This is a genomic window from Mediterraneibacter gnavus ATCC 29149 (assembly GCF_008121495.1).
GTDB classification, from domain to species: Bacteria; Bacillota; Clostridia; order Lachnospirales; family Lachnospiraceae; genus Mediterraneibacter; species Mediterraneibacter gnavus.
Window position 1 is genome coordinate 1,049,137 of the sequence record NZ_CP043051.1, and the last position, 17,958, is coordinate 1,067,094.

Here is a 17,958-nt window from a genome sequence, read left to right on the forward strand (position 1 = left end):
ACAATTTGTTTCTGCCGGCAGGGGATTTCTCTTTTCTGAATTTTATACAAACGCTTTGATCTTCTGATAGATACTTTCTGTATCCAGTCCGTATTTTGCAATCAGCTCCAAAGCCGGTCCGGACTCACCGTACGTATCATTGATTCCGATCTTCATCACCTGTGTCGGTGCTTTTTCTGAAAGGACATCACATACTGCACTTCCAAGTCCTCCGATTACGGAGTGCTCTTCCACTGTAACAACTTTTCCTGTTGCCTTTGCAGCTTCCACGATCAGTTCTTCATCCAGAGGTTTGATCGTATGGATGTTGATCACTTTCGCATCGATTCCGTCTGCTGCAAGCTTCTCTGCAGCTTCCAGACAGTTGGAAACCGGAAGTCCTGTTGCCACGATAGTCAGATCTTTTCCTTCGCGCAGCACAACACCTTTTCCGAGTTCGAACTTGTAATCTTCTCTGTCATTGATTACCGGAACCGCCAGACGTCCAAAACGCATATAAACAGGTCCTACATGCTCGTAAGCCGCTTTTACTGCTGCTCTTGCTTCTACATCATCAGAAGGGTTGATCACAACCATTCCCGGAATTGTTCGCATCAGAGCGATATCTTCGTTACACTGGTGTGTCGCACCGTCTTCTCCTACAGAGATTCCTGCATGTGTCGCACCGATCTTCACGTTCAGTTTCGGGTATCCAATGGAGTTTCTGATTTGCTCAAATGCGCGGCCTGCCGCAAACATTGCGAAAGAGCTTGCAAATGGTACCTTTCCGGCTGCTGCAAGACCTGCTGCCACACCCATCATATTACTCTCTGCGATACCACAGTCGATAAATCTCTCCGGATGTGCTTTTTTAAACACACCTGTCTTTGTAGCTGCCGCAAGGTCTGCATCCAGTACAACTACATTCTCATGTGCAGTTCCGAGTTCGGCTAAAGCATTTCCGTAACTGTCTCTTGTTGCTATTTTCTTTACATCTGACATAATGCTTCACCTACTTTCTCCAAATCTGCCATTGCTACTGCGTATTCTTCATCATTCGGCGCTTTTCCGTGCCATCCTGCCTGATTTTCCATGAATGAAACATCTTTTCCTTTGATCGTCTTGGCAATGATCGCTGTCGGGCACCCTTTCACTGTCTTTGCCTCTTTGAATGCTGCATCGATCTGATCAAAATCATTTCCGTCGATGTTGATCACATGGAAATTGAATGCTTCAAATTTCTTATCAATCGGATATGGGGAGTTGACTTCATCAATCGCACCGTCAATCTGCAGATTGTTGTTATCTACGATCACAACCAGATTATCCAGTTTTTTGTGCGCTGCCAGCATCGCTGCTTCCCATACCTGTCCTTCCTGAATCTCTCCGTCTCCAAGAAGTGTATAAACTCTGTAATCTGCGTTGTCCAGTTTTCCTGCAATCGCCATACCAACTGCCGCAGAAATTCCCTGTCCCAGAGATCCGGAAGACATATCCACACCTGGAATGTGCTTCATATCCGGATGTCCCTGCAGATAAGATCCTGTATGACGCAGTGTCTTTAAATCTTCAACCGGGAAATATCCTCTCTGCGCCAGTACAGAATACAGTCCCGGAGCTGTGTGTCCTTTAGACAGGACAAATCTGTCACGGTCTGCTTTTTTCGGCTCTTTTGGATCAATATTCATCTCTTCAAAATAGAGATACGTAAAAATGTCAGCTGCTGATAAAGATCCGCCCGGATGTCCCGCTTTTGCGCTGTGTACCGCTGTGACAATCCCTTTGCGGACTTCATTTGCAGTTTTCATCAATTCTAATTTGTTCATGATTGCCTCCTGCTTTTACTCTCCGAAAACAGCTTTATAATCAGCCTGGAATTTCTCAATTCCGGCGTCTGTCAACGGATGATGTGTCATCTGTTCGATTACCTTGTAAGGCACTGTTGCAATATCAGCCCCTGCAAGTGCACAGTCTGTAATGTGGATCGGATTTCTTACGCTTGCGGCAATGATCTCTGTATCAATTCCTGCAACTTCAAAGATCTGAGCGATCTCTGCAACCAGATCTGTTCCTCTTACCGAGATATCATCCAGTCTTCCCAAAAACGGTGATACATACGTTGCACCCGCTCTTGCTGCCAGAAGTGCCTGATTTGCAGAAAAGATCAAAGTCACATTTGTCTTGATTCCCTCAGATGAAAGGACTTTACAAGCTTTCAGGCCTTCCACTGTCATTGGAATCTTCACTACCATGTTCGGATGAATCTTTGCAATCTCACGTCCTTCTTTGATCATGCCTTCTGCGTCTACTGTTGTCGCTTTGACTTCTCCGCTGATTGGTCCGTCTACGATGGATGCAATCTCTGCGATTACTTCTTCAAATACACGTCCTTCTTTGGCGATCAGGGATGGATTTGTTGTAACTCCACAGATCACACCCATGTCATTTGCTTTTTTAATATCCTCTACATTTGCTGTGTCAATAAAAAATTTCATTGCCTGTCCCTCCTTAAAATCTTCGTCGATTTGTTATAATTCGATTATATAGACTCCCTGGAAACAGGTCAATAGGCCCAAAAATTATTAGTAATTTTGCCGTACTAATAATATCACATTATTAATGAAAAAACTACTGCTAACTTTGGTTTTGCCTTTTACTGTTAATTTTTATTACTAATAATTTACTTTTTTGTACTAATTTTTCTTTTTTTCAGATTTGGATATCCGGTTGTTCCCCGCATCACGATCTGTGGCTCATACTCCACATGATAGATGCTCACCGGCTCGATCCCGGCATACGGCTCACTGCGGGCTTTGATCTTTTTCATGATGATATCGCAGGCGTCTCTGCCTTTATAGATCACGAAATGTTCGACTGTTGTCAGCGCAATATGATGCATTCTCGCAAACAATGTGTTGTCGCATCCCATCACGGACATCTCTCCCGGAACTTTGTATTTCTCCTCGTACAGAGCATCTAAAATACCAAAGGCGATCATGTCATTGAGCCCCACGATCGCAGTCAGATCCGTATGCTCTTTCAGCAATTCCTTTGTCAGGTCATATCCGATCCGATATTCCGAATCGATTCCCGGCACATCTTTATCAATCTGCTCATCCGCGGCTTTGATCACCACATGATCTCCAAGTCCTGCTTTCTGAAACTCCTTCAAAAATCCTTCTACCCGCTTGGAACGCTGCTTCTGCCTTACAGTCAGCGGCGGCGCAATATATGCCACATGGGTATGTCCGAGTTCCAGCAGATGCTTTGCCATAATTCTGCCAAGCTTTGAATTATCCAGCTCTACCGCATCCACATTCAGCCGTTCATTCTGATTGTTGATGACAGCAAAGGGAATCTTGTTGGACAACTGCTCCACTGTCTCCATAAAGCAGCTGCTCGGATTACAGGTGTAGATGACCCCCTGCGGATTCAGAGAGGGAAGCATCTTTAAATAACGCTCCTCCAACTCCAGATCTCTCTGGGTATTACACACAAACAGCCCGAACCCCTGCTCCGTTGCTCTTGCTTCGATTCCCTGCAAAAGCATGACATAATACGGATTGGTCAGATTCGGGCAGAAAACCACCAGAAGCTTTTCCCTGCGGCTTTCTTTCTGTGTTCTGCGCTTGGGAAGCACATACCCCAGCTCCCGGGCTGCATCCTCCACTTTTTTTACCACTTCTTTGGAAAAAGAAACATTGTACTTCTTATTTAAAATCATAGAAACCGTCGTCTGGGAAACGCCGGCATATTTCGCCACATCCGAAGATGTCACTTTCTTTTTGTTCATGATTTCTCTTCCCTGTCCTGTTAAAGCTCCGTTCTGCCTTCCAGTGCACGCAGAAGCGTCACTTCATCAATATATTCCAGATCTCCGCCTACAGGAACACCGCTGGCAATCCTGCTCACTTTGATCCCGGTCGGCTTGATCAGCTTGCTGATGTACATTGCGGTAGTCTCCCCCTCCAGGCTTGAGTTGGTCGCCACGATCACTTCATCTACATCCTGCTGCAGTCGTTCCATCAGTTCTTTTAAGCGGATATCCCCCGGTCCGATCCCCAGCATCGGAGAGATCGCTCCATGAAGCACATGATACACTCCGTTATATTTTCCGGTCTTTTCATATGCTGCCAGATCTCTTGGAGTCTCCACTACCATGATGGTCCGCTGATCCCGTTCCGGATTGCTGCAGATCGGGCAAAGTTCCCGGTCCGTCAGAGTACAGCACTGTGCACAGTATCTCACATTATTTCTGGCATCCACGATCGACTTTGCCAGATTCTCCACCTGATCTTTCGGCATATTGATAATATGAAATGCCAGTCTCTGGGCAGACTTCGCTCCGATTCCCGGAAGGCGTGAAAATTCTTCGATCAGCCTGCTGATCTGATTACTGTAATAATCCATTCTTTTTCACCTCTGTCCGGATTAGAACATACCCGGTATTCCTCCGCCGAGTCCTCCTGTCAGTTTGGACATTGCAGAGCTGGATTCTTCATCCACTTTGCGAAGCGCTTCATTTGTTGCTGCCACGATCAGATCCTCCAGCATTTCAATATCATCCGGATCCACAACCTCTTCTGCCAGCTTCACCTTTAGAACTTCTCTTTTACCGGAAACGGTCACTTCCACCGCTTCTCCTCCTGCAGTCGCAGTAAATTCCTTTGCTTCCAGCTCTTTTGCCTGTTCTTCCATCTGACGCTGCATTTTCTGTGCCTGTTTCATCAGATTTGCCATGTTTCCCGGCATTCCTCCGCCAGGAAATCCACCTCTTTTTGCCATAAATCAGTCCTCCACTATAATCTCCATATTGATCTTCTTCTCAATATCTACAAATGTATCCTCAAACCGGCGTCCTTCTTCTACGTGGCGTACTTCTACTTCCACCTTCTTGCCGATCCTGTTTTCAATCAGACTTTCCAGTTCCTTCCGTCTATCTTCTCTGCCAACAAAATCTGCCCCCAGTGCATCCGGCATCACGATCATCAGACGGTTGTCACCTGCAAGGCTTAGACGCGCTTTTTTCAGGTATGTCCGAAGCATTCCCGATGCCTCATCTGCGATCGGTCTGAAATTCTTTACTACCTGCTGCACATCTTCCGGTACTGCGTTTGGAAGTTCCGGTCTCGGCGTTGGCTCCGCCGGTGCCTGACCATCTTCCTTTACATAAACAACTCGTTCCTGACCACCTGATATAACGCCCTGTTCCAGCTTTTCTTCCAATACACGGATCCGATCCAGAATAGAATCTGAGCTCGTCTCCATGGCAGGCGTACAAAGCTTGATCAGAGCCACTTCCAGAAGCACTCTTTTTTGCGCTGCATATTTCAGCTGACCTGACAATTCCGAAAAAATCCGAATGTAACGGAGCAACATATCCGCTTCCACCATCCCGGCCTCTTCCTGAAGCTGCTGCATATTTTCTGTAGATACATCCAGAACATCCTCTATATTATCAGATGTCTTCACAAGAAGCAAGTTTCGCAGATACCATGTAAAATCCGTGGCAAGCTGCGTAAGCTCCCGCCCCTGCATCACCAGATCATCGACGATATCAAGCACTTTTGGGACATCTCGTCTGATCACACTGCGCAGAAGTCTGCTGAACACATCCGTATCGACTGCTCCCAGTACTTCCAGCACATTGTCATACGTCAGCTTCTGCCCCAGATAAAAGGCAATACACTGATCCAGAAGACTCAATGCGTCACGCATCGAACCATCTGCCGCCTTTGCGACATAGCGCAGCGCTTTTTCTTCTACTTCCACCTGCTCTTCCTGCATCAGATCACGCATCCGGTCTGTGATCGTCTCAATACTGATCCGCTTGAAATCATAATGCTGACACCGGGATAAAATCGTGATGGGAATCTTGTGAACCTCGGTTGTCGCCAGAATAAAGATCACATACTCCGGCGGTTCCTCCAGTGTCTTTAACAGCGCATTGAACGCCCCTATCGACAGCATATGCACCTCATCAATGATATAGACTTTGTACTTTCCTTCTGTCGGGCGGTATGCCACTTCTTCCCGGATCTCACGGATGTTGTCCACACCATTGTTCGAAGCTGCATCGATCTCGATCACATTCATCGATGTACCCGCTGCAATAGAGCGGCACATCGCGCACTCCCCGCAGGGACTTCCATTCACCGGATGCTCACAGTTGACTGCCTTTGCAAAAATCTTCGCAACCGTTGTCTTACCGGTCCCTCTTGTTCCGCAGAACAGATAGGCATGTCCGATCCTGTTTGCTTCAATCTGATTTTTTAATGTAGTAATAATATGTTCCTGACCCTTGACATCTTCAAATTCAACGGGACGGAACTTTCGGTAAAGTGCCGTATACGACATGTATTACACCTCTGTTTTCCAAATCTTTTATTGATCTCCAAAGCTGATGCCGATGGTTCTTGCCTCTTTGATGATTCCATCCTGCGGATCTACCATTTTCAGCTTTCCTGCCACATCCTGAAGCGGTACTTTTGTAATCTTCTGATTCTTCATGGCGATCATGTAGCCGTATTCCTGATTCAGGATCAGCTCTGCCGCAGCCGCTCCCACTCTTGTGGCAAATACACGGTCATACGCACATGGAGAACCGCCTCTTTGCGTATGCCCCGGCACCGTAATCCTTACTTCCTTGTCTGTCTTCTGCTGGATCTTCTCTGCCAGTTCGTAGGCGATGGACGGATATTTCCGTTTTGCAAGCTTTTCTTTATATTCTTTTTTCTTCAGCCTGGCATCTTCTTTTGAGATTGCACCTTCTGCAACCGCAATGATCGTAAACTTTTTATCTGCTGCCGCACGCTTCTGGATCACATCCGTCACCACATCGATATCATACGGAATCTCCGGAAGCAGAATCACATCTGCACCGCCGGCAATTCCCGCATGCAGCGTGACGTGTCCCACCTTATGTCCCATTACTTCAATGATAAACACACGGCTGTGAGAGGTTGCCGTCGTATGGATCCGGTCGATCGTGTCTGTCGCAATATCCACTGCACTCTGGAAGCCAAATGTCATATCCGTGCCCCACAGATCATTGTCGATTGTTTTTGGCAGTGTCACAACATTTAAGCCTTCTTCTCTTAACAGATTCGCTGTCTTGTGTGTTCCGTTTCCTCCCAGGATCACCAGACAGTCAAGACTTAACTTATGATAAGTATGCTTCATTGCCGCCACTTTATCCAAACCGTCCTTGTCCGGTACACGCATCAACTTAAACGGCTGTCTCGATGTACCGAGGATCGTGCCGCCTCTTGTCAGGATTCCGGAAAAATCCTTTGATGTGAGCATATGAAAGTTGCCATAGATCAGACCTTTGTATCCGTCTTCAAATCCATAGATTTCCACATCATCCCGTTTTGTGCAAACACCTTTTACAACACCGCGCATTGCAGCATTCAAAGCCTGACAGTCTCCGCCACTTGTAAGCATTCCGATTCGTAACATATCCGTATCCTCCTACTCTTTGATTTTATCAATTCCGCACCAGAAATCGGTGCTAAAAGACTTTATTTCCTGTTTTATCTTATCACAAACAGGCGAAAATGAACAGTTTTATATTCTCCCTCAATTTTTCTCAAACTTTCCGATTGGTAATTTTCTTTCCATTGTGTTAAAATAGACACATCGTAAAACAAAACAGATTTGAAGGAGATAACTAAACATGGAAAGAAATGATCCTTGCTGGTGCGGCAGCGGCAAAAAATATAAAAAATGCCATATGCCGATCGAAGAAAAAATAAAACTGCACAGGGACAGAGGGGAAATTGTACCTTCCAGAAAGCTTTTGAAGACTCCGGCGCAGATCGAAAAGATCAAAAAAAGTGCGGCTCTCAACACGGCTGTTCTGGATGAAGTTGCCGCACACATTCGCGCAGGCATGAGTACTGCTGAGATTGACAAGATCGTATATGATTTTACAACTGCACACGGTGGAATCCCGGCTCCTCTGAATTATCAGGGCTTCCCGAAAAGTGTATGCACCTCTATCAATAATGAAGTGTGCCACGGAATCCCGGATGAAAACATCATCCTGCAGGAGGGTGATATCATCAACGTCGATGTATCTACCATTCTGGACGGCTATTTCTCTGATGCATCCCGTATGTTCATGATTGGCGAAGTATCCGACCGAGCCAAACGTCTGGTGCGTGTTACAGAAGAATGTGTAGAGCTTGGTCTTGCAGCGGCAAAACCATGGGGACATCTGGGAGATATTGCAGATGCGATCAATACCCACGCACAGGCAAACGGCTACTCTGTTGTTGTTGATATCGGCGGTCACGGAATCGGACTGGAATTCCACGAAGATCCGTTTGTCAGCTATGTCACACCAAAGGGCAGCGAGATGCTGCTCGTACCCGGAATGATGTTTACCATTGAGCCGATGATCAACGAAGGCAGCCCGGACTTCTTCGTAGATGAGGACAATGACTGGACGATCTACACCATTGATGACGGACTGTCTGCACAGATCGAATATATGGTTCTCGTAAAAGAAGACGGAATTGAAATTCTTACAAAATAGTCAAAAAGCTGCGTACACAGGACCTCTCCTGCTGCACACAGCTTTTTTATTTACTTCATCAGCATATGCAGATATTTTTCATACTCGACTCCGTCATTGCGCGGAATCTCTTCTTTCACTGCATCTGTAATCGCTTTCTCGATAAAGCTTCCTGCAAGTTCCATCATGGACTTCAGATTTTCTCCTCTTGCCAGTCCGCCTGCCAGCACGGAAGCAAACAGATCACCTGTTCCGGAGTAGCTTCCACCTACATACGAGAATGCTGCAAGATGTGTCTCTTTTCCCGTCACTGCCAGATTTCCCATCTTCTGGATCCCGTCTTCATTGTCACAAAACTGAATCCCTGTCACTACAACAGTTCTTGGTCCATCTTTCCTCAGGTTTTCCGCCAGCTGCCTGATCACCGTAAGAAGATGTTTTTCGTCCGTCATATTTTCGATCATCCGATAATCTGTATCCGTCAGAATACAAAGCTCCGTCAAATTTGGGGTCACAATATCCGCCATCTTCGCAAGCTCCCGCATCTTTCTGCAAAACTCTATGGAGAAGATATCAAATTTGTATCCATGATCCCCCATGATCGGATCTACCAGCAGAAAGGCTTTCTTCTTATGAAATGTCTCCGCAATATGGATCATATGACCGATCTGCTCTTCATCTGCTGCAAATCCTGTATAGATACCGTCAAACCGTGCCTCCATCTTTTCCCAGGATCGCCGAAACTGCTCCATTTCTTCCGTAAGGCTCACGCAATGATAGTCTTCATATCCTGTCTGTGCACTCAGCACAGCTGTCGGGAGCGGACACGCCTGCACGCCCATCGCTGAAAGCACTGAAATTGCTGCCGTGAGAGAACATCTCCCAAATCCTGAGAGATCGTTAATTACTGCTACTTTCTTTCCCATACTCATCCACCTGCATTTCTCTGACTGGCTTCATGATCAGAACAGAATGTTTTCCCATATTGACAACAGTCTCTCCATCCTCCACCAGATAAATGTCTCTTTCTGTCGTATAGCTCTTTTCCCAGGAGTACATCAGACGCTCCATCTTTCCTTTCATAGGCACCTCCGCCTGCCACACCGGGATTGTCACTTCCTTTAGTTCCTTACTGTTATTTAACACAACAATGATCTGTTCACCTTCCTGAAATCTTGCATAAGCAAGAACATTGGATGACCAGGAAAGCATCTTCAGAGAACCTGTACGCAGAGGCTTCTCACGCTTGTGGATCCGGATCATTTCTTTATGGAACTCTACAAGTTCTCTGTTTTCCTGTCCCCATGGATAGGTCCTGCGGCTGTCCGGATCGGTAAATCCACAGACACCTGCTTCATCTCCGTAATAAACCGTAGGTGCTCCTACCCAGGTCATCTGAACTGCCACTGCCTCCCGCATCACTGCCAGATTGATCCCTTCTTCTGCCGCTTTGCTTCCAAGCTGTGCCACTCTTCCTACAATGTGATTCGTTCTGGTCAGGAACCGGGAATGATCGTGGTTAGACAGTTCATTCATCGCCACCTGTAATGACGGGGTCAGCATGCTTGCCATAAAATGATTCATCGTATTGACAAAGTTGTCTGCATTCCCCCACAAGTCTGTCCTGCGCTCATCACTGTGCTTTTCCATTCCTGTCAAGAACCAGGTCAGCGGCTCCATAAAGGCATCATAATTCATCACGCTGTCCCATTCATCGCCCTGAAGCCATTCTCCCGGATCTCCATAGTGCTCCGCCAATATCAGCGCCTGCGGATTGGCACTTTTTACAGCTTTTCTGAAATTCTCCCAGAAGATGTGATTGTATTCATTGCTGTATCCCAGATCTGCCGCCACATCCAGACGCCATCCATCGGCATTATACGGCGGCGATACCCATTTCTTTCCGATGTTTAAAATATATTCCTCCAGCGTGGGAGAATCTTCATAGTTCAGCTTCGGCAGCGTATCATGTCCCCACCATCCGTCATAGTTTTTATTATAAGGCCACGCTTCTTCTCTTTCATCAAAAAAATGAAAGAAATCTCTGTACGGGCTCTGCGCACTGACATAAGCACCTTTTTCGTATTCCGGCTGCGGTTCATAAATCCGTTCCCGGTCCATCCACTTATTGAAAGAGCCACAGTGATTGAACACTCCGTCAAGGATCACCCGCATGCCCCTTGTGTGCATTTCCTCCACCAGTTTTGCAAACAGGCGGTTGCTTGCCTCCAGATTCCGAATGTCCCCTGTCCGCTTCTGATATTTTGTCGCTCTGGTATTGTCCTTTTCTCCCTCTGGAAGAACCTCTCCTCCGTCTTCTATAATCACGCCGTAATGCGGATCGATGTAGTCATAATCCTGAATATCATACTTGTGATTCGACGGGGAAACAAACAGTGGATTGAAATAGATGACTTCAACTCCAAGCTCTTCCAGATAGTCCAGTTTATCCAAAACTCCCTGCAGATCTCCTCCATGAAATCTGCGGATATCCATTGCCGCCGGAAATTCATTCCAGTCTTTCACTTTACAGACCGGCTCTCCGATATAAACGTATTCTCCATCCTCCACATCATTGGATGGGTCTCCATTACAGAAGCGGTCTACAAAAATTTGATACATCACTGCGCCTTTTGCCCATGCCGGTGTGGAAAATCCAGGCATGATCCGGAAATTGTAATATTCCACCGGATGTTCCGATACGCCACATCGATGATAGCAGAGCTCTTCACTCTCGCTTTTTATCCGAAAATAATAAACAAACATCGTATCTGTAAGCTGCACTTCTGTTTCATAATAATCAAACACTTCCCCGGAGGATATCTTCTGCATCTGCAGTGCTTCTCCTCCTGAAATCAGACAGACCTCCTGAGCGTCATCTCTTGCCGTTCTGAATCTCAGCCTGACTTTTTCATGGATACCCGGTTCCGCAGGTATGACATAATCCGATGTCCCATCACAGAACAGCGCATTTTTATTCATATAAACCTCCTTTGGGGCAAGCCCCTTAAAATGCCTGCCCGGCATTAAAAACAGCTTGCCCCATTCTACACCTACTTCTCAAAAAGTGCTTCAAACTCACTTCTTGTAATCTTTTCTTTTTCCAGCAATAACTGGGCACAGGCTTCCAGTACAGACTGATGCTCCTCCAGAATTGCTTTTGCTTTCAGATAGCACTCATCAATGATACGTTTGACTTCCTCATCGATTGTTCCCGCCACTTTTTCACCGTATCCTCTGGATGTGTGACCAAAATCACGTCCGATAAAGACTTCATCACTGTCATTGTCATAGTTGATCAGACCAAGACGTTCTGACATACCGAATTTGGTGATCATGGATTTTGCGATCGCAGTTGCCTGACGGATATCCTGAGATGCACCGGTTGTAATATCATCAAAGATCTGTTCTTCCGCTACACGTCCGCCGAGAGACACTGTAATCTCCTGAAGCATATGTCCTTTTGTATTGAACATATCATCGCCTTCCGGAAGCGGCATCGTATAACCGCCTGCTCCTCCTGTCGGAACAATGGACACACTGTAGACAGGTCCCACATCCGGCAGTACATGGAAGAGGATCGCATGTCCCGCCTCGTGATATGCTGTAATCCGGCGTTCTTTTTCAGAAACCACACGGCTCTTTTTCTCCGGTCCGATCCCGACTTTGACAAACGCATGCCGGATATCGGACTGCTGAATATACACTCTGTTTTCCTTTGCAGCCAGAATCGCCGCCTCATTCAGAAGGTTTTCCAGATCTGCTCCTGTAAATCCACTGGTTGTCTGCGCAATCTGTTTCAGATCTACATCGTCTCCCAGCGGCTTGTTTCTCGCATGTACTTTCAGAATCTCTTCTCTTCCTTTGACATCCGGACGTCCAACTACCACATTTCTGTCAAAACGTCCCGGACGTAAGATGGCAGGATCCAAAATATCTTTCCGGTTGGTCGCTGCCATCACAATAATACCTTCATTAACACCAAAACCATCCATCTCTACCAGCATCTGGTTCAATGTCTGTTCTCTCTCGTCATGACCGCCGCCAAGTCCGCTTCCTCTGCGTCTGGCAACTGCATCGATCTCATCGATGAAAATGATACATGGGGCATTCTTCTTCGCATCCTGGAACAGATCCCTGACACGGGACGCTCCCACACCGACAAACATCTCTACGAAGTCAGATCCCGAAATCGTAAAAAACGGAACCCCGGCCTCTCCGGCAACTGCTTTTGCAAGAAGGGTCTTACCGGTTCCCGGAGGCCCCTCCAGAAGCACTCCTTTTGGGATTCTTGCTCCCACCTGAACATATTTTTTCGGAGATTTCAGGAAATCGACAATCTCTGCAAGCTCTTCTTTTTCTTCCTGCAGCCCCGCAACATCTGCAAATGTCACTTTCTTATCATTCTCAGAACTCATACGGGCACGACTTTTTCCAAAATTCATTGCTTTTGCATTGGCACCGCCACTCTGTCTGTTCATCATCATCGTAATAAACATGAATCCGACAAGCATCAGCACAACCGGGAGAACCGTCGTACTCAGCACCGAATCCTGAGGGATCGCGCTTATGCGGTATTCCACATCATTTTTATCCAGCAGCTTCTGCGTCTCATTGACATCCGATACGTTGACACGTCCCGTTTCCCTGCTGTCGCGCAATGTCAGTGTGACCACTCCGGTAGGCACTGCCTTATTCTGGTTGATCACCACCTCTGTCACGTTGTCATCCTTTATCTCCTGTTCAAACTGAGTAAAAGTTATCTCCTGCCCGCGCATCTGTACACGGCTCGTCATCCATAGCACAAAAAAGATCACAGCAATAAACACAACCACGGTTGCGCCGCTTATGCCTTTATACTTCTTGTCATTCAATGATACTGCTCCTTCCTATTCCACACCTTCTACGACTCCGATATATGGAAGATTTCTATATTTCTGTGCGTAGTCCAGTCCATATCCGACTACAAATTCGTCCGGTATCTCAAATCCGACATAATCTACTTTTACATCTCTTTCTCTTCTCTCCGGTTTGTCCAAAAGAGTACAAAGCTGAATGCTCTTTGGATTTCTTTTCTTCAGAACATCGATCAGATAATACAGTGTACGTCCGGAATCAATGATGTCTTCCACGATCAGAACATCTTTTCCCTCGATGGATTCATCCAGATCCTTTGCAATTCTGACAACACCGCTGGATGTTGTCGCATCCCCGTAGCTGCTTACACACATAAAGTCCAGAGAAACCGGCACACTGATTCTTTTAGCCAGTTCACACATGAAAAATACTCCGCCTTTGAGTACACAGATCATATGGATCTGCTTTCCTGCATAATTTTCGCTGATCTGTTTTCCCAATGTTTTGATTCTTTCATTTACTTCTTCTTCTGAAACTAACACTTTAATTGTCTCTGCCATGTTTTTTATCCTCCATTATTTTGATCTCTATTATCCTTTTTGTATGTTCAGATATCTGATATCTGCTGCTCATCCGATATCCGACAACCCACAGTATCTGATGCCCCTCGGCGATCAGCAAAATCCGTTCTCTGCTTTTTGCAGGAATCTTCTCATTGATAAAATAAGATTTGAGCTTCTGCGTACCGCCCTGTCTGTTGACACCCAAAACATCCTCCGGCTGTCTCGTTCTTACGGTGAGACTATTTTTTATTATATCATAGTCAAACCATTTCGTGTAGGGGGTTTGCGGTATCTGTTCTATCGAAAAATTCTTATCTTTTTCCCAAATTGTACAGCATATTCGCAGATTCCTGTCTTTTAATCGGGTAATTCCGGGAATTATAAGTTCTTCCCGGCACTCTGTCTGTCTTTCCGCTGTCTGTTTTATCAAAAGTATTCCTTCATAATTCCTCTCTGCACAGATATTGTAGGGAAGATTTCGCTTTCTTCCGCTCTGCTTTTCAAACAACTCCGCCACTGCCGCAACGTGTACAGACACAAGATCCTTTCCTGTTCCCGCCAGATTTTCCAGACACTTCTGAATAATCCCGTTTTGGATGACCGGATCACACTGCATCCATTCATCCCACAGAAGCAAAAGCCCCTCTTCCTCCTGCCTTACCACACATCTGCAATGCGCTTCGATTTCCCGCTCCAGATAATCTCTGATCTGATTTAACTGCTCCATCGTTTCATTCATGTGACGGACGGCCTGCCTGTTGACCTGCTCCTCCAGCATAGGAAGGATCTGATGCCGGATCCTGTTTCTGGTATATTCATCCCCGGCATTGGTCTCATCTTCACAGTAGGAAAGCTGATGTTCTTTCAGATAATACTCAATTTCCTTCCTGTTTATTCCAAGAAGCGGACGGATCATATATCCATTGACCGGCCGGATCCCGGAAAGCCCCCGGATTCCGGTTCCTCTTGCCAGATTCAAAAGCATCGTCTCTGCATTATCGTTCTGATGATGCGCAAGCGCGATCTTGGTCCCCCCATAACGGATCCGCACCTCCTCAAACGCCTTTCTGCGCACCAGACGCCCTGCCTCCTCCACAGACAGCTTTTTCTGTGCAGCGATTTCTTTTACATTCTCATGATACACAATACATGGAACATTCCGCTCCCTGCAAAATGTTTCCGTAAACCGTTCATCTCTTTTTGCATTTTCTCCACGAAGCCCGTGATTCACATGCACTGCGATCACATCAAATCCGATTTTTTCCTGCAGCCTCAAAAGTACAAAAAGCAGGCATATCGAATCCGCGCCGCCCGATATCCCTGCGATTACTTTATCTTCTTTTTGCAGCATATGATATTTTTGAATAAAATTTAAAACTTTCTTTTCCATACTGTAAACTATACCGAATCCGTCCCCAAAATGCAAGTATCCTGACAATTCCAAATCCCTACTGCCAGTACTGTCATATCATCCATCGGTTCTTCTCCGGTCCAGTTTAATACCTGCTCCAGAATGTGATGCGCAAGCTCTTTGGGATTTCCGCCTGTCGTTCCACCAATGATCGTTTCCATCAGAAGGTCCTGTTCCCCAACCGGGAGAGCATCCAGCACACCGTCCGTTATCATAACAACAAAATCTCCGTCTTCCAGCGTTCTCTGCACAGATTCGATTTCAATGGAGTGCATGACCCCGATCGGCAGACTGGACGAACTGATACGCTCCACTTTGTTTCCTTTTTTGATAAATGTGGAAGAAGCTCCTGCTTTGATCAGACGACATTCTCCTGTATACAGATCAAACATGCTCAGATCCACCGTGGAAAAATGGATTTCCTCACGCCCCATCACCAATGTCGTATTGATCATCTGAATCGCCGCCTTTGCCGGAAATCCGGCTTCCAACAGCTCTTCCAGCAATTCCATGACAAGCGTACTCTCCCGGCATGCCTTCTCTCCGGATCCCATTCCATCGGAAAGCGCCACTGCCAGTTTTCCTCCGCCAAGCTCACGCATCATGAAATTATCACCTGAGATCTTGTTGCAGTCCTTCCCAATCCTTGCCACACCGTAAAGTGTATAAAACACCGGACCTTCCATGCACACAATCGTCTGATATTCTTTCCCCAGCATAAACGCCTGATCACTCTCTGCAATAAACTGCCTCCCCATCACTTCCGAGACAGCCTTTACAAGCGCTTTGATCGTAACGCAGGTATTTTTCACCGCTCTTGCGGTAAGATGTACTTCATATTTTCCTTCTCTGTTCAGGAAAAAACTGCTGTACAGTACACGAATCCCTCTCTTTTTTAAATAAGATGCCAGCTTTTTTTCCAGACGCTCGTCCGAAAATAAACTTTTTTCCAGCTCTTTCGCCGTACTGCGGAGCATATCCGCAAACGTATCCATCTGAACCGCGCACCCTTCCCTGCCAAGTACGATCCGGTTATTCCACATCATATTCTGTCTTGCATCGTGAAATGCACCCAGCATCTCCTGTAAAAACGCTTCCCACCGCAGACACCTCTGCTGAAGCTTCCTTTTTGTTTCTGTATTCAGTTCACTCCCGTAATGATCGATGGCAGATAAAACTTCATATCCCATCTGATAGGTATGTACAAAATCCTCTTCCCAGCACCAGGAACATTTTTCACAGCTTTTGCAGGCTCTTTCTTTTGTCCGGTCAAACATATCCTCAATCTCCTCATTGGAAAATGCGGATTTCTTTTCCTCCAGATGAAGAAATGTCCGGGAAAGCTGTTTGATAGAATCTGCGTATTTTTCAATCTGTGTCACATAGGGGCTGGTGTGCAGTGCCTGTCCATTTTTCATGGCGATGTCCTCCTAGTTCTTATGTATGTAATATTAGAACATGCAAAAAGCCCCAGGAATTTCCCGGAGCTTCTCTTTCGTATCGTCACTATTTTGCCGGCTTGAAAATGATCTCATTCGGATCCACCAGCCCTAATTTTTCTTCTGCAATCTCTTTCACGTAATCGTCTGTCTTCACATACGCTTCGTATGCTTCCACTTCCTTTGCACGCTTTTTCTCTTCTTTAATCTGTGCTTCCAGTTCTGCTTCCTGCTTCTTGTACTGTGCGTTTCTGCTGCGCAGAGATACTGCATTCACTGCAAGTACGCCTACCAGCAATACAAGAATCATACTGATCAGCATCATACTTTTTTTATGATACCGCCATGCAGAATTCGTCTTCCGGCTTTTTGATCTGCCAGCGACTTTCTTTTTCTGAATCGCCATGATACTCACCCTATCAAATCTAACTTCTATTTCCATCCTGCCTGCAAATAAATTTGCCTGACACAAGTATTCTATCTGCTTTTTTCTCTTTTTTCAAGTTATTCAGCCGTTTTAATCAAGATTTCCTTGTTTTTTATGTTTTTTTCAATTTCCTGAAAATTCGTTTCAACAAATGCTGCACCCCAACAGCAGTCAGCAGCCCGGCTGCGATTCCCAGAACAAAGAACCAGCGGATACTTCCATAAGTCGTACAATACATCTGACGAAACACATACGCGCTCACCAACAGCCAAAAGCCGATATCCTCCACACCGACTGCCAGCGGATGATGCCGCACGAGTCTTCGTATCAGCAGCAGAATCTGATAACCGCAAAAAAGTACCATCCCCGTAAGCGCCGCATAGAAAAAAATCACAACTTCTGTTTCAATTCCGAGCATCATAATAACGCCTACTTAAATAATTTTGACAGAAAGCTCTCATTTTGCCCGCCCTGATTCACTCCAGAATAAGCAATACTGTCAATATTTCCGGAAAGGTCTACTTCTCCCTTCTCAACACTGAGCCGGTTCACATGGAGGTCTGTGCCTTTCACCATAAGCATCCCCTGCTCTGTCTCCAGAAGAATCTCATTCAGATCAAACGAGAGAACATCCAGAACTCCGGTAACCATACTTGTCTTTCTGTTATTCACGATCAGTTTATGTGCCTTCGCCGGCATTTGTCGTTCTTCCATACACTTTCCCCTTTCCTTCTGCTTTTCTATATATATGAGGGGTTGTA

Annotated in this window: 18 protein-coding genes; 1 reads left to right on the plus strand and 17 read right to left on the minus strand. The window is 46.0% G+C overall.

Annotated elements, in window-relative coordinates; all coding sequences use genetic code 11:
- Positions 1 to 42: 42 nt before the first annotated feature.
- The 8 genes from FXV78_RS05110 to FXV78_RS05145 form a co-directional block, all read right to left on the minus strand.
- Positions 43 to 981: a transketolase family protein gene (locus FXV78_RS05110; protein WP_004844068.1), complete on the minus strand. Its 939-nt coding sequence runs from the start codon at positions 979 to 981 to the stop codon at positions 43 to 45.
- On the minus strand, positions 969 to 1,805 hold the full coding sequence (locus tag FXV78_RS05115) for a transketolase (protein ID WP_004844067.1): 837 nt from the start codon (positions 1,803 to 1,805) through the stop codon (positions 969 to 971). The genes FXV78_RS05110 and FXV78_RS05115 overlap by 13 nt, the downstream gene beginning before the upstream one ends.
- Before the next feature lie 15 nt (positions 1,806 to 1,820).
- A complete protein-coding gene (gene fsa / locus FXV78_RS05120) occupies positions 1,821 to 2,474 on the minus strand; it encodes a fructose-6-phosphate aldolase (RefSeq protein ID WP_004844066.1) in 654 nt (217 codons plus the stop codon).
- Positions 2,475 to 2,659: 185 nt separating this feature from the next.
- The gene (locus tag FXV78_RS05125; RefSeq protein ID WP_004844065.1) at positions 2,660 to 3,772 is read right to left on the minus strand and encodes a LacI family DNA-binding transcriptional regulator; all 1,113 of its coding nucleotides are present in this window, start codon (positions 3,770 to 3,772) and stop codon (positions 2,660 to 2,662) included.
- 20 nt (positions 3,773 to 3,792) lie between these two features.
- The gene (gene recR, locus FXV78_RS05130) at positions 3,793 to 4,389 is read right to left on the minus strand and encodes a recombination mediator RecR (RefSeq protein ID WP_004844064.1); all 597 of its coding nucleotides are present in this window, start codon (positions 4,387 to 4,389) and stop codon (positions 3,793 to 3,795) included.
- A gap of 21 nt (positions 4,390 to 4,410) precedes the next feature.
- Positions 4,411 to 4,764 (minus strand): YbaB/EbfC family nucleoid-associated protein, encoded by a 354-nt coding sequence (locus FXV78_RS05135; protein ID WP_004844063.1) that lies wholly within the window; start codon positions 4,762 to 4,764, stop codon positions 4,411 to 4,413.
- A gap of 3 nt (positions 4,765 to 4,767) precedes the next feature.
- The gene (gene dnaX / locus FXV78_RS05140; protein ID WP_004844062.1) at positions 4,768 to 6,336 is read right to left on the minus strand and encodes a DNA polymerase III subunit gamma/tau; all 1,569 of its coding nucleotides are present in this window, start codon (positions 6,334 to 6,336) and stop codon (positions 4,768 to 4,770) included.
- A gap of 27 nt (positions 6,337 to 6,363) precedes the next feature.
- The gene (locus FXV78_RS05145; RefSeq protein ID WP_004844061.1) at positions 6,364 to 7,440 is read right to left on the minus strand and encodes a 6-phosphofructokinase; all 1,077 of its coding nucleotides are present in this window, start codon (positions 7,438 to 7,440) and stop codon (positions 6,364 to 6,366) included.
- A 217-nt stretch (positions 7,441 to 7,657) separates the two neighbouring features.
- Here FXV78_RS05145 and FXV78_RS05150 point away from each other — a divergent pair, with 217 nt between their 5' ends.
- Complete coding sequence (locus FXV78_RS05150) at positions 7,658 to 8,521, plus strand: methionyl aminopeptidase (protein ID WP_004844059.1); 864 nt, start codon at positions 7,658 to 7,660, stop codon at positions 8,519 to 8,521.
- Positions 8,522 to 8,571: 50 nt separating this feature from the next.
- Here the strand turns inward: FXV78_RS05150 and FXV78_RS05155 are convergent, their stop codons facing one another.
- From FXV78_RS05155 to yabP, 9 genes are all read right to left on the minus strand, one after another.
- Positions 8,572 to 9,426 (minus strand): pyridoxamine kinase, encoded by an 855-nt coding sequence (locus tag FXV78_RS05155; protein WP_004844058.1) that lies wholly within the window; start codon positions 9,424 to 9,426, stop codon positions 8,572 to 8,574.
- A complete protein-coding gene (locus FXV78_RS05160; protein WP_009244140.1) occupies positions 9,401 to 11,482 on the minus strand; it encodes a glycoside hydrolase family 13 protein in 2,082 nt (693 codons plus the stop codon). The genes FXV78_RS05155 and FXV78_RS05160 overlap by 26 nt, the downstream gene beginning before the upstream one ends.
- Before the next feature lie 71 nt (positions 11,483 to 11,553).
- Positions 11,554 to 13,374 carry an ATP-dependent zinc metalloprotease FtsH gene (gene ftsH / locus FXV78_RS05165; protein ID WP_004844056.1) on the minus strand — a complete coding sequence of 607 codons (1,821 nt, stop codon included), beginning with the start codon at positions 13,372 to 13,374 and terminating at the stop codon, positions 11,554 to 11,556.
- A gap of 15 nt (positions 13,375 to 13,389) precedes the next feature.
- Complete coding sequence (hpt, locus tag FXV78_RS05170) at positions 13,390 to 13,917, minus strand: hypoxanthine phosphoribosyltransferase (RefSeq protein ID WP_004844055.1); 528 nt, start codon at positions 13,915 to 13,917, stop codon at positions 13,390 to 13,392.
- Positions 13,901 to 15,310, minus strand: a complete 1,410-nt coding sequence (gene tilS / locus FXV78_RS05175; RefSeq protein ID WP_004844054.1) for a tRNA lysidine(34) synthetase TilS — start codon at positions 15,308 to 15,310, stop codon at positions 13,901 to 13,903. Before tilS ends, hpt begins: the two co-directional genes overlap by 17 nt.
- 8 nt (positions 15,311 to 15,318) lie before the next feature.
- Complete coding sequence (locus FXV78_RS05180) at positions 15,319 to 16,749, minus strand: SpoIIE family protein phosphatase (RefSeq protein ID WP_004844053.1); 1,431 nt, start codon at positions 16,747 to 16,749, stop codon at positions 15,319 to 15,321.
- Positions 16,750 to 16,837: 88 nt separating this feature from the next.
- Positions 16,838 to 17,176: an FtsB family cell division protein gene (locus FXV78_RS05185; protein ID WP_022038417.1), complete on the minus strand. Its 339-nt coding sequence runs from the start codon at positions 17,174 to 17,176 to the stop codon at positions 16,838 to 16,840.
- A gap of 133 nt (positions 17,177 to 17,309) precedes the next feature.
- A complete protein-coding gene (gene yabQ, locus FXV78_RS05190) occupies positions 17,310 to 17,618 on the minus strand; it encodes a spore cortex biosynthesis protein YabQ (protein ID WP_004844051.1) in 309 nt (102 codons plus the stop codon).
- Between the two features lie 8 nt (positions 17,619 to 17,626).
- Complete coding sequence (yabP, locus tag FXV78_RS05195; protein ID WP_004844050.1) at positions 17,627 to 17,911, minus strand: sporulation protein YabP; 285 nt, start codon at positions 17,909 to 17,911, stop codon at positions 17,627 to 17,629.
- Positions 17,912 to 17,958 lie beyond the last annotated feature (47 nt).

Excerpts from the sequence above, each read along its gene's own strand:
- FXV78_RS05110 (WP_004844068.1), bottom strand. The coding sequence starts at position 981 with ATGTCAGATGTAAAGAAAATAGCAACAAGAGACAGTTACGGAAATGCT.
- FXV78_RS05115 (WP_004844067.1), bottom strand. The coding sequence starts at position 1,805 with ATGAACAAATTAGAATTGATGAAAACTGCAAATGAAGTCCGCAAAGGG.
- fsa (WP_004844066.1), bottom strand. The coding sequence starts at position 2,474 with ATGAAATTTTTTATTGACACAGCAAATGTAGAGGATATTAAAAAAGCA.
- FXV78_RS05125 (WP_004844065.1), bottom strand. The coding sequence starts at position 3,772 with ATGAACAAAAAGAAAGTGACATCTTCGGATGTGGCGAAATATGCCGGC.
- recR (WP_004844064.1), bottom strand. The coding sequence starts at position 4,389 with ATGGATTATTACAGTAATCAGATCAGCAGGCTGATCGAAGAATTTTCA.
- FXV78_RS05135 (WP_004844063.1), bottom strand. The coding sequence starts at position 4,764 with ATGGCAAAAAGAGGTGGATTTCCTGGCGGAGGAATGCCGGGAAACATG.
- dnaX (WP_004844062.1), bottom strand. The coding sequence starts at position 6,336 with ATGTCGTATACGGCACTTTACCGAAAGTTCCGTCCCGTTGAATTTGAA.
- FXV78_RS05145 (WP_004844061.1), bottom strand. The coding sequence starts at position 7,440 with ATGTTACGAATCGGAATGCTTACAAGTGGCGGAGACTGTCAGGCTTTG.
- FXV78_RS05150 (WP_004844059.1), top strand. The coding sequence starts at position 7,658 with ATGGAAAGAAATGATCCTTGCTGGTGCGGCAGCGGCAAAAAATATAAA.
- FXV78_RS05155 (WP_004844058.1), bottom strand. The coding sequence starts at position 9,426 with ATGGGAAAGAAAGTAGCAGTAATTAACGATCTCTCAGGATTTGGGAGA.
- FXV78_RS05160 (WP_009244140.1), bottom strand. The coding sequence starts at position 11,482 with ATGAATAAAAATGCGCTGTTCTGTGATGGGACATCGGATTATGTCATA.
- hpt (WP_004844055.1), bottom strand. The coding sequence starts at position 13,917 with ATGGCAGAGACAATTAAAGTGTTAGTTTCAGAAGAAGAAGTAAATGAA.
- tilS (WP_004844054.1), bottom strand. The coding sequence starts at position 15,310 with ATGGAAAAGAAAGTTTTAAATTTTATTCAAAAATATCATATGCTGCAA.
- FXV78_RS05180 (WP_004844053.1), bottom strand. The coding sequence starts at position 16,749 with ATGAAAAATGGACAGGCACTGCACACCAGCCCCTATGTGACACAGATT.
- FXV78_RS05185 (WP_022038417.1), bottom strand. The coding sequence starts at position 17,176 with ATGGCGATTCAGAAAAAGAAAGTCGCTGGCAGATCAAAAAGCCGGAAG.
- yabQ (WP_004844051.1), bottom strand. The coding sequence starts at position 17,618 with ATGATGCTCGGAATTGAAACAGAAGTTGTGATTTTTTTCTATGCGGCG.
- yabP (WP_004844050.1), bottom strand. The coding sequence starts at position 17,911 with ATGGAAGAACGACAAATGCCGGCGAAGGCACATAAACTGATCGTGAAT.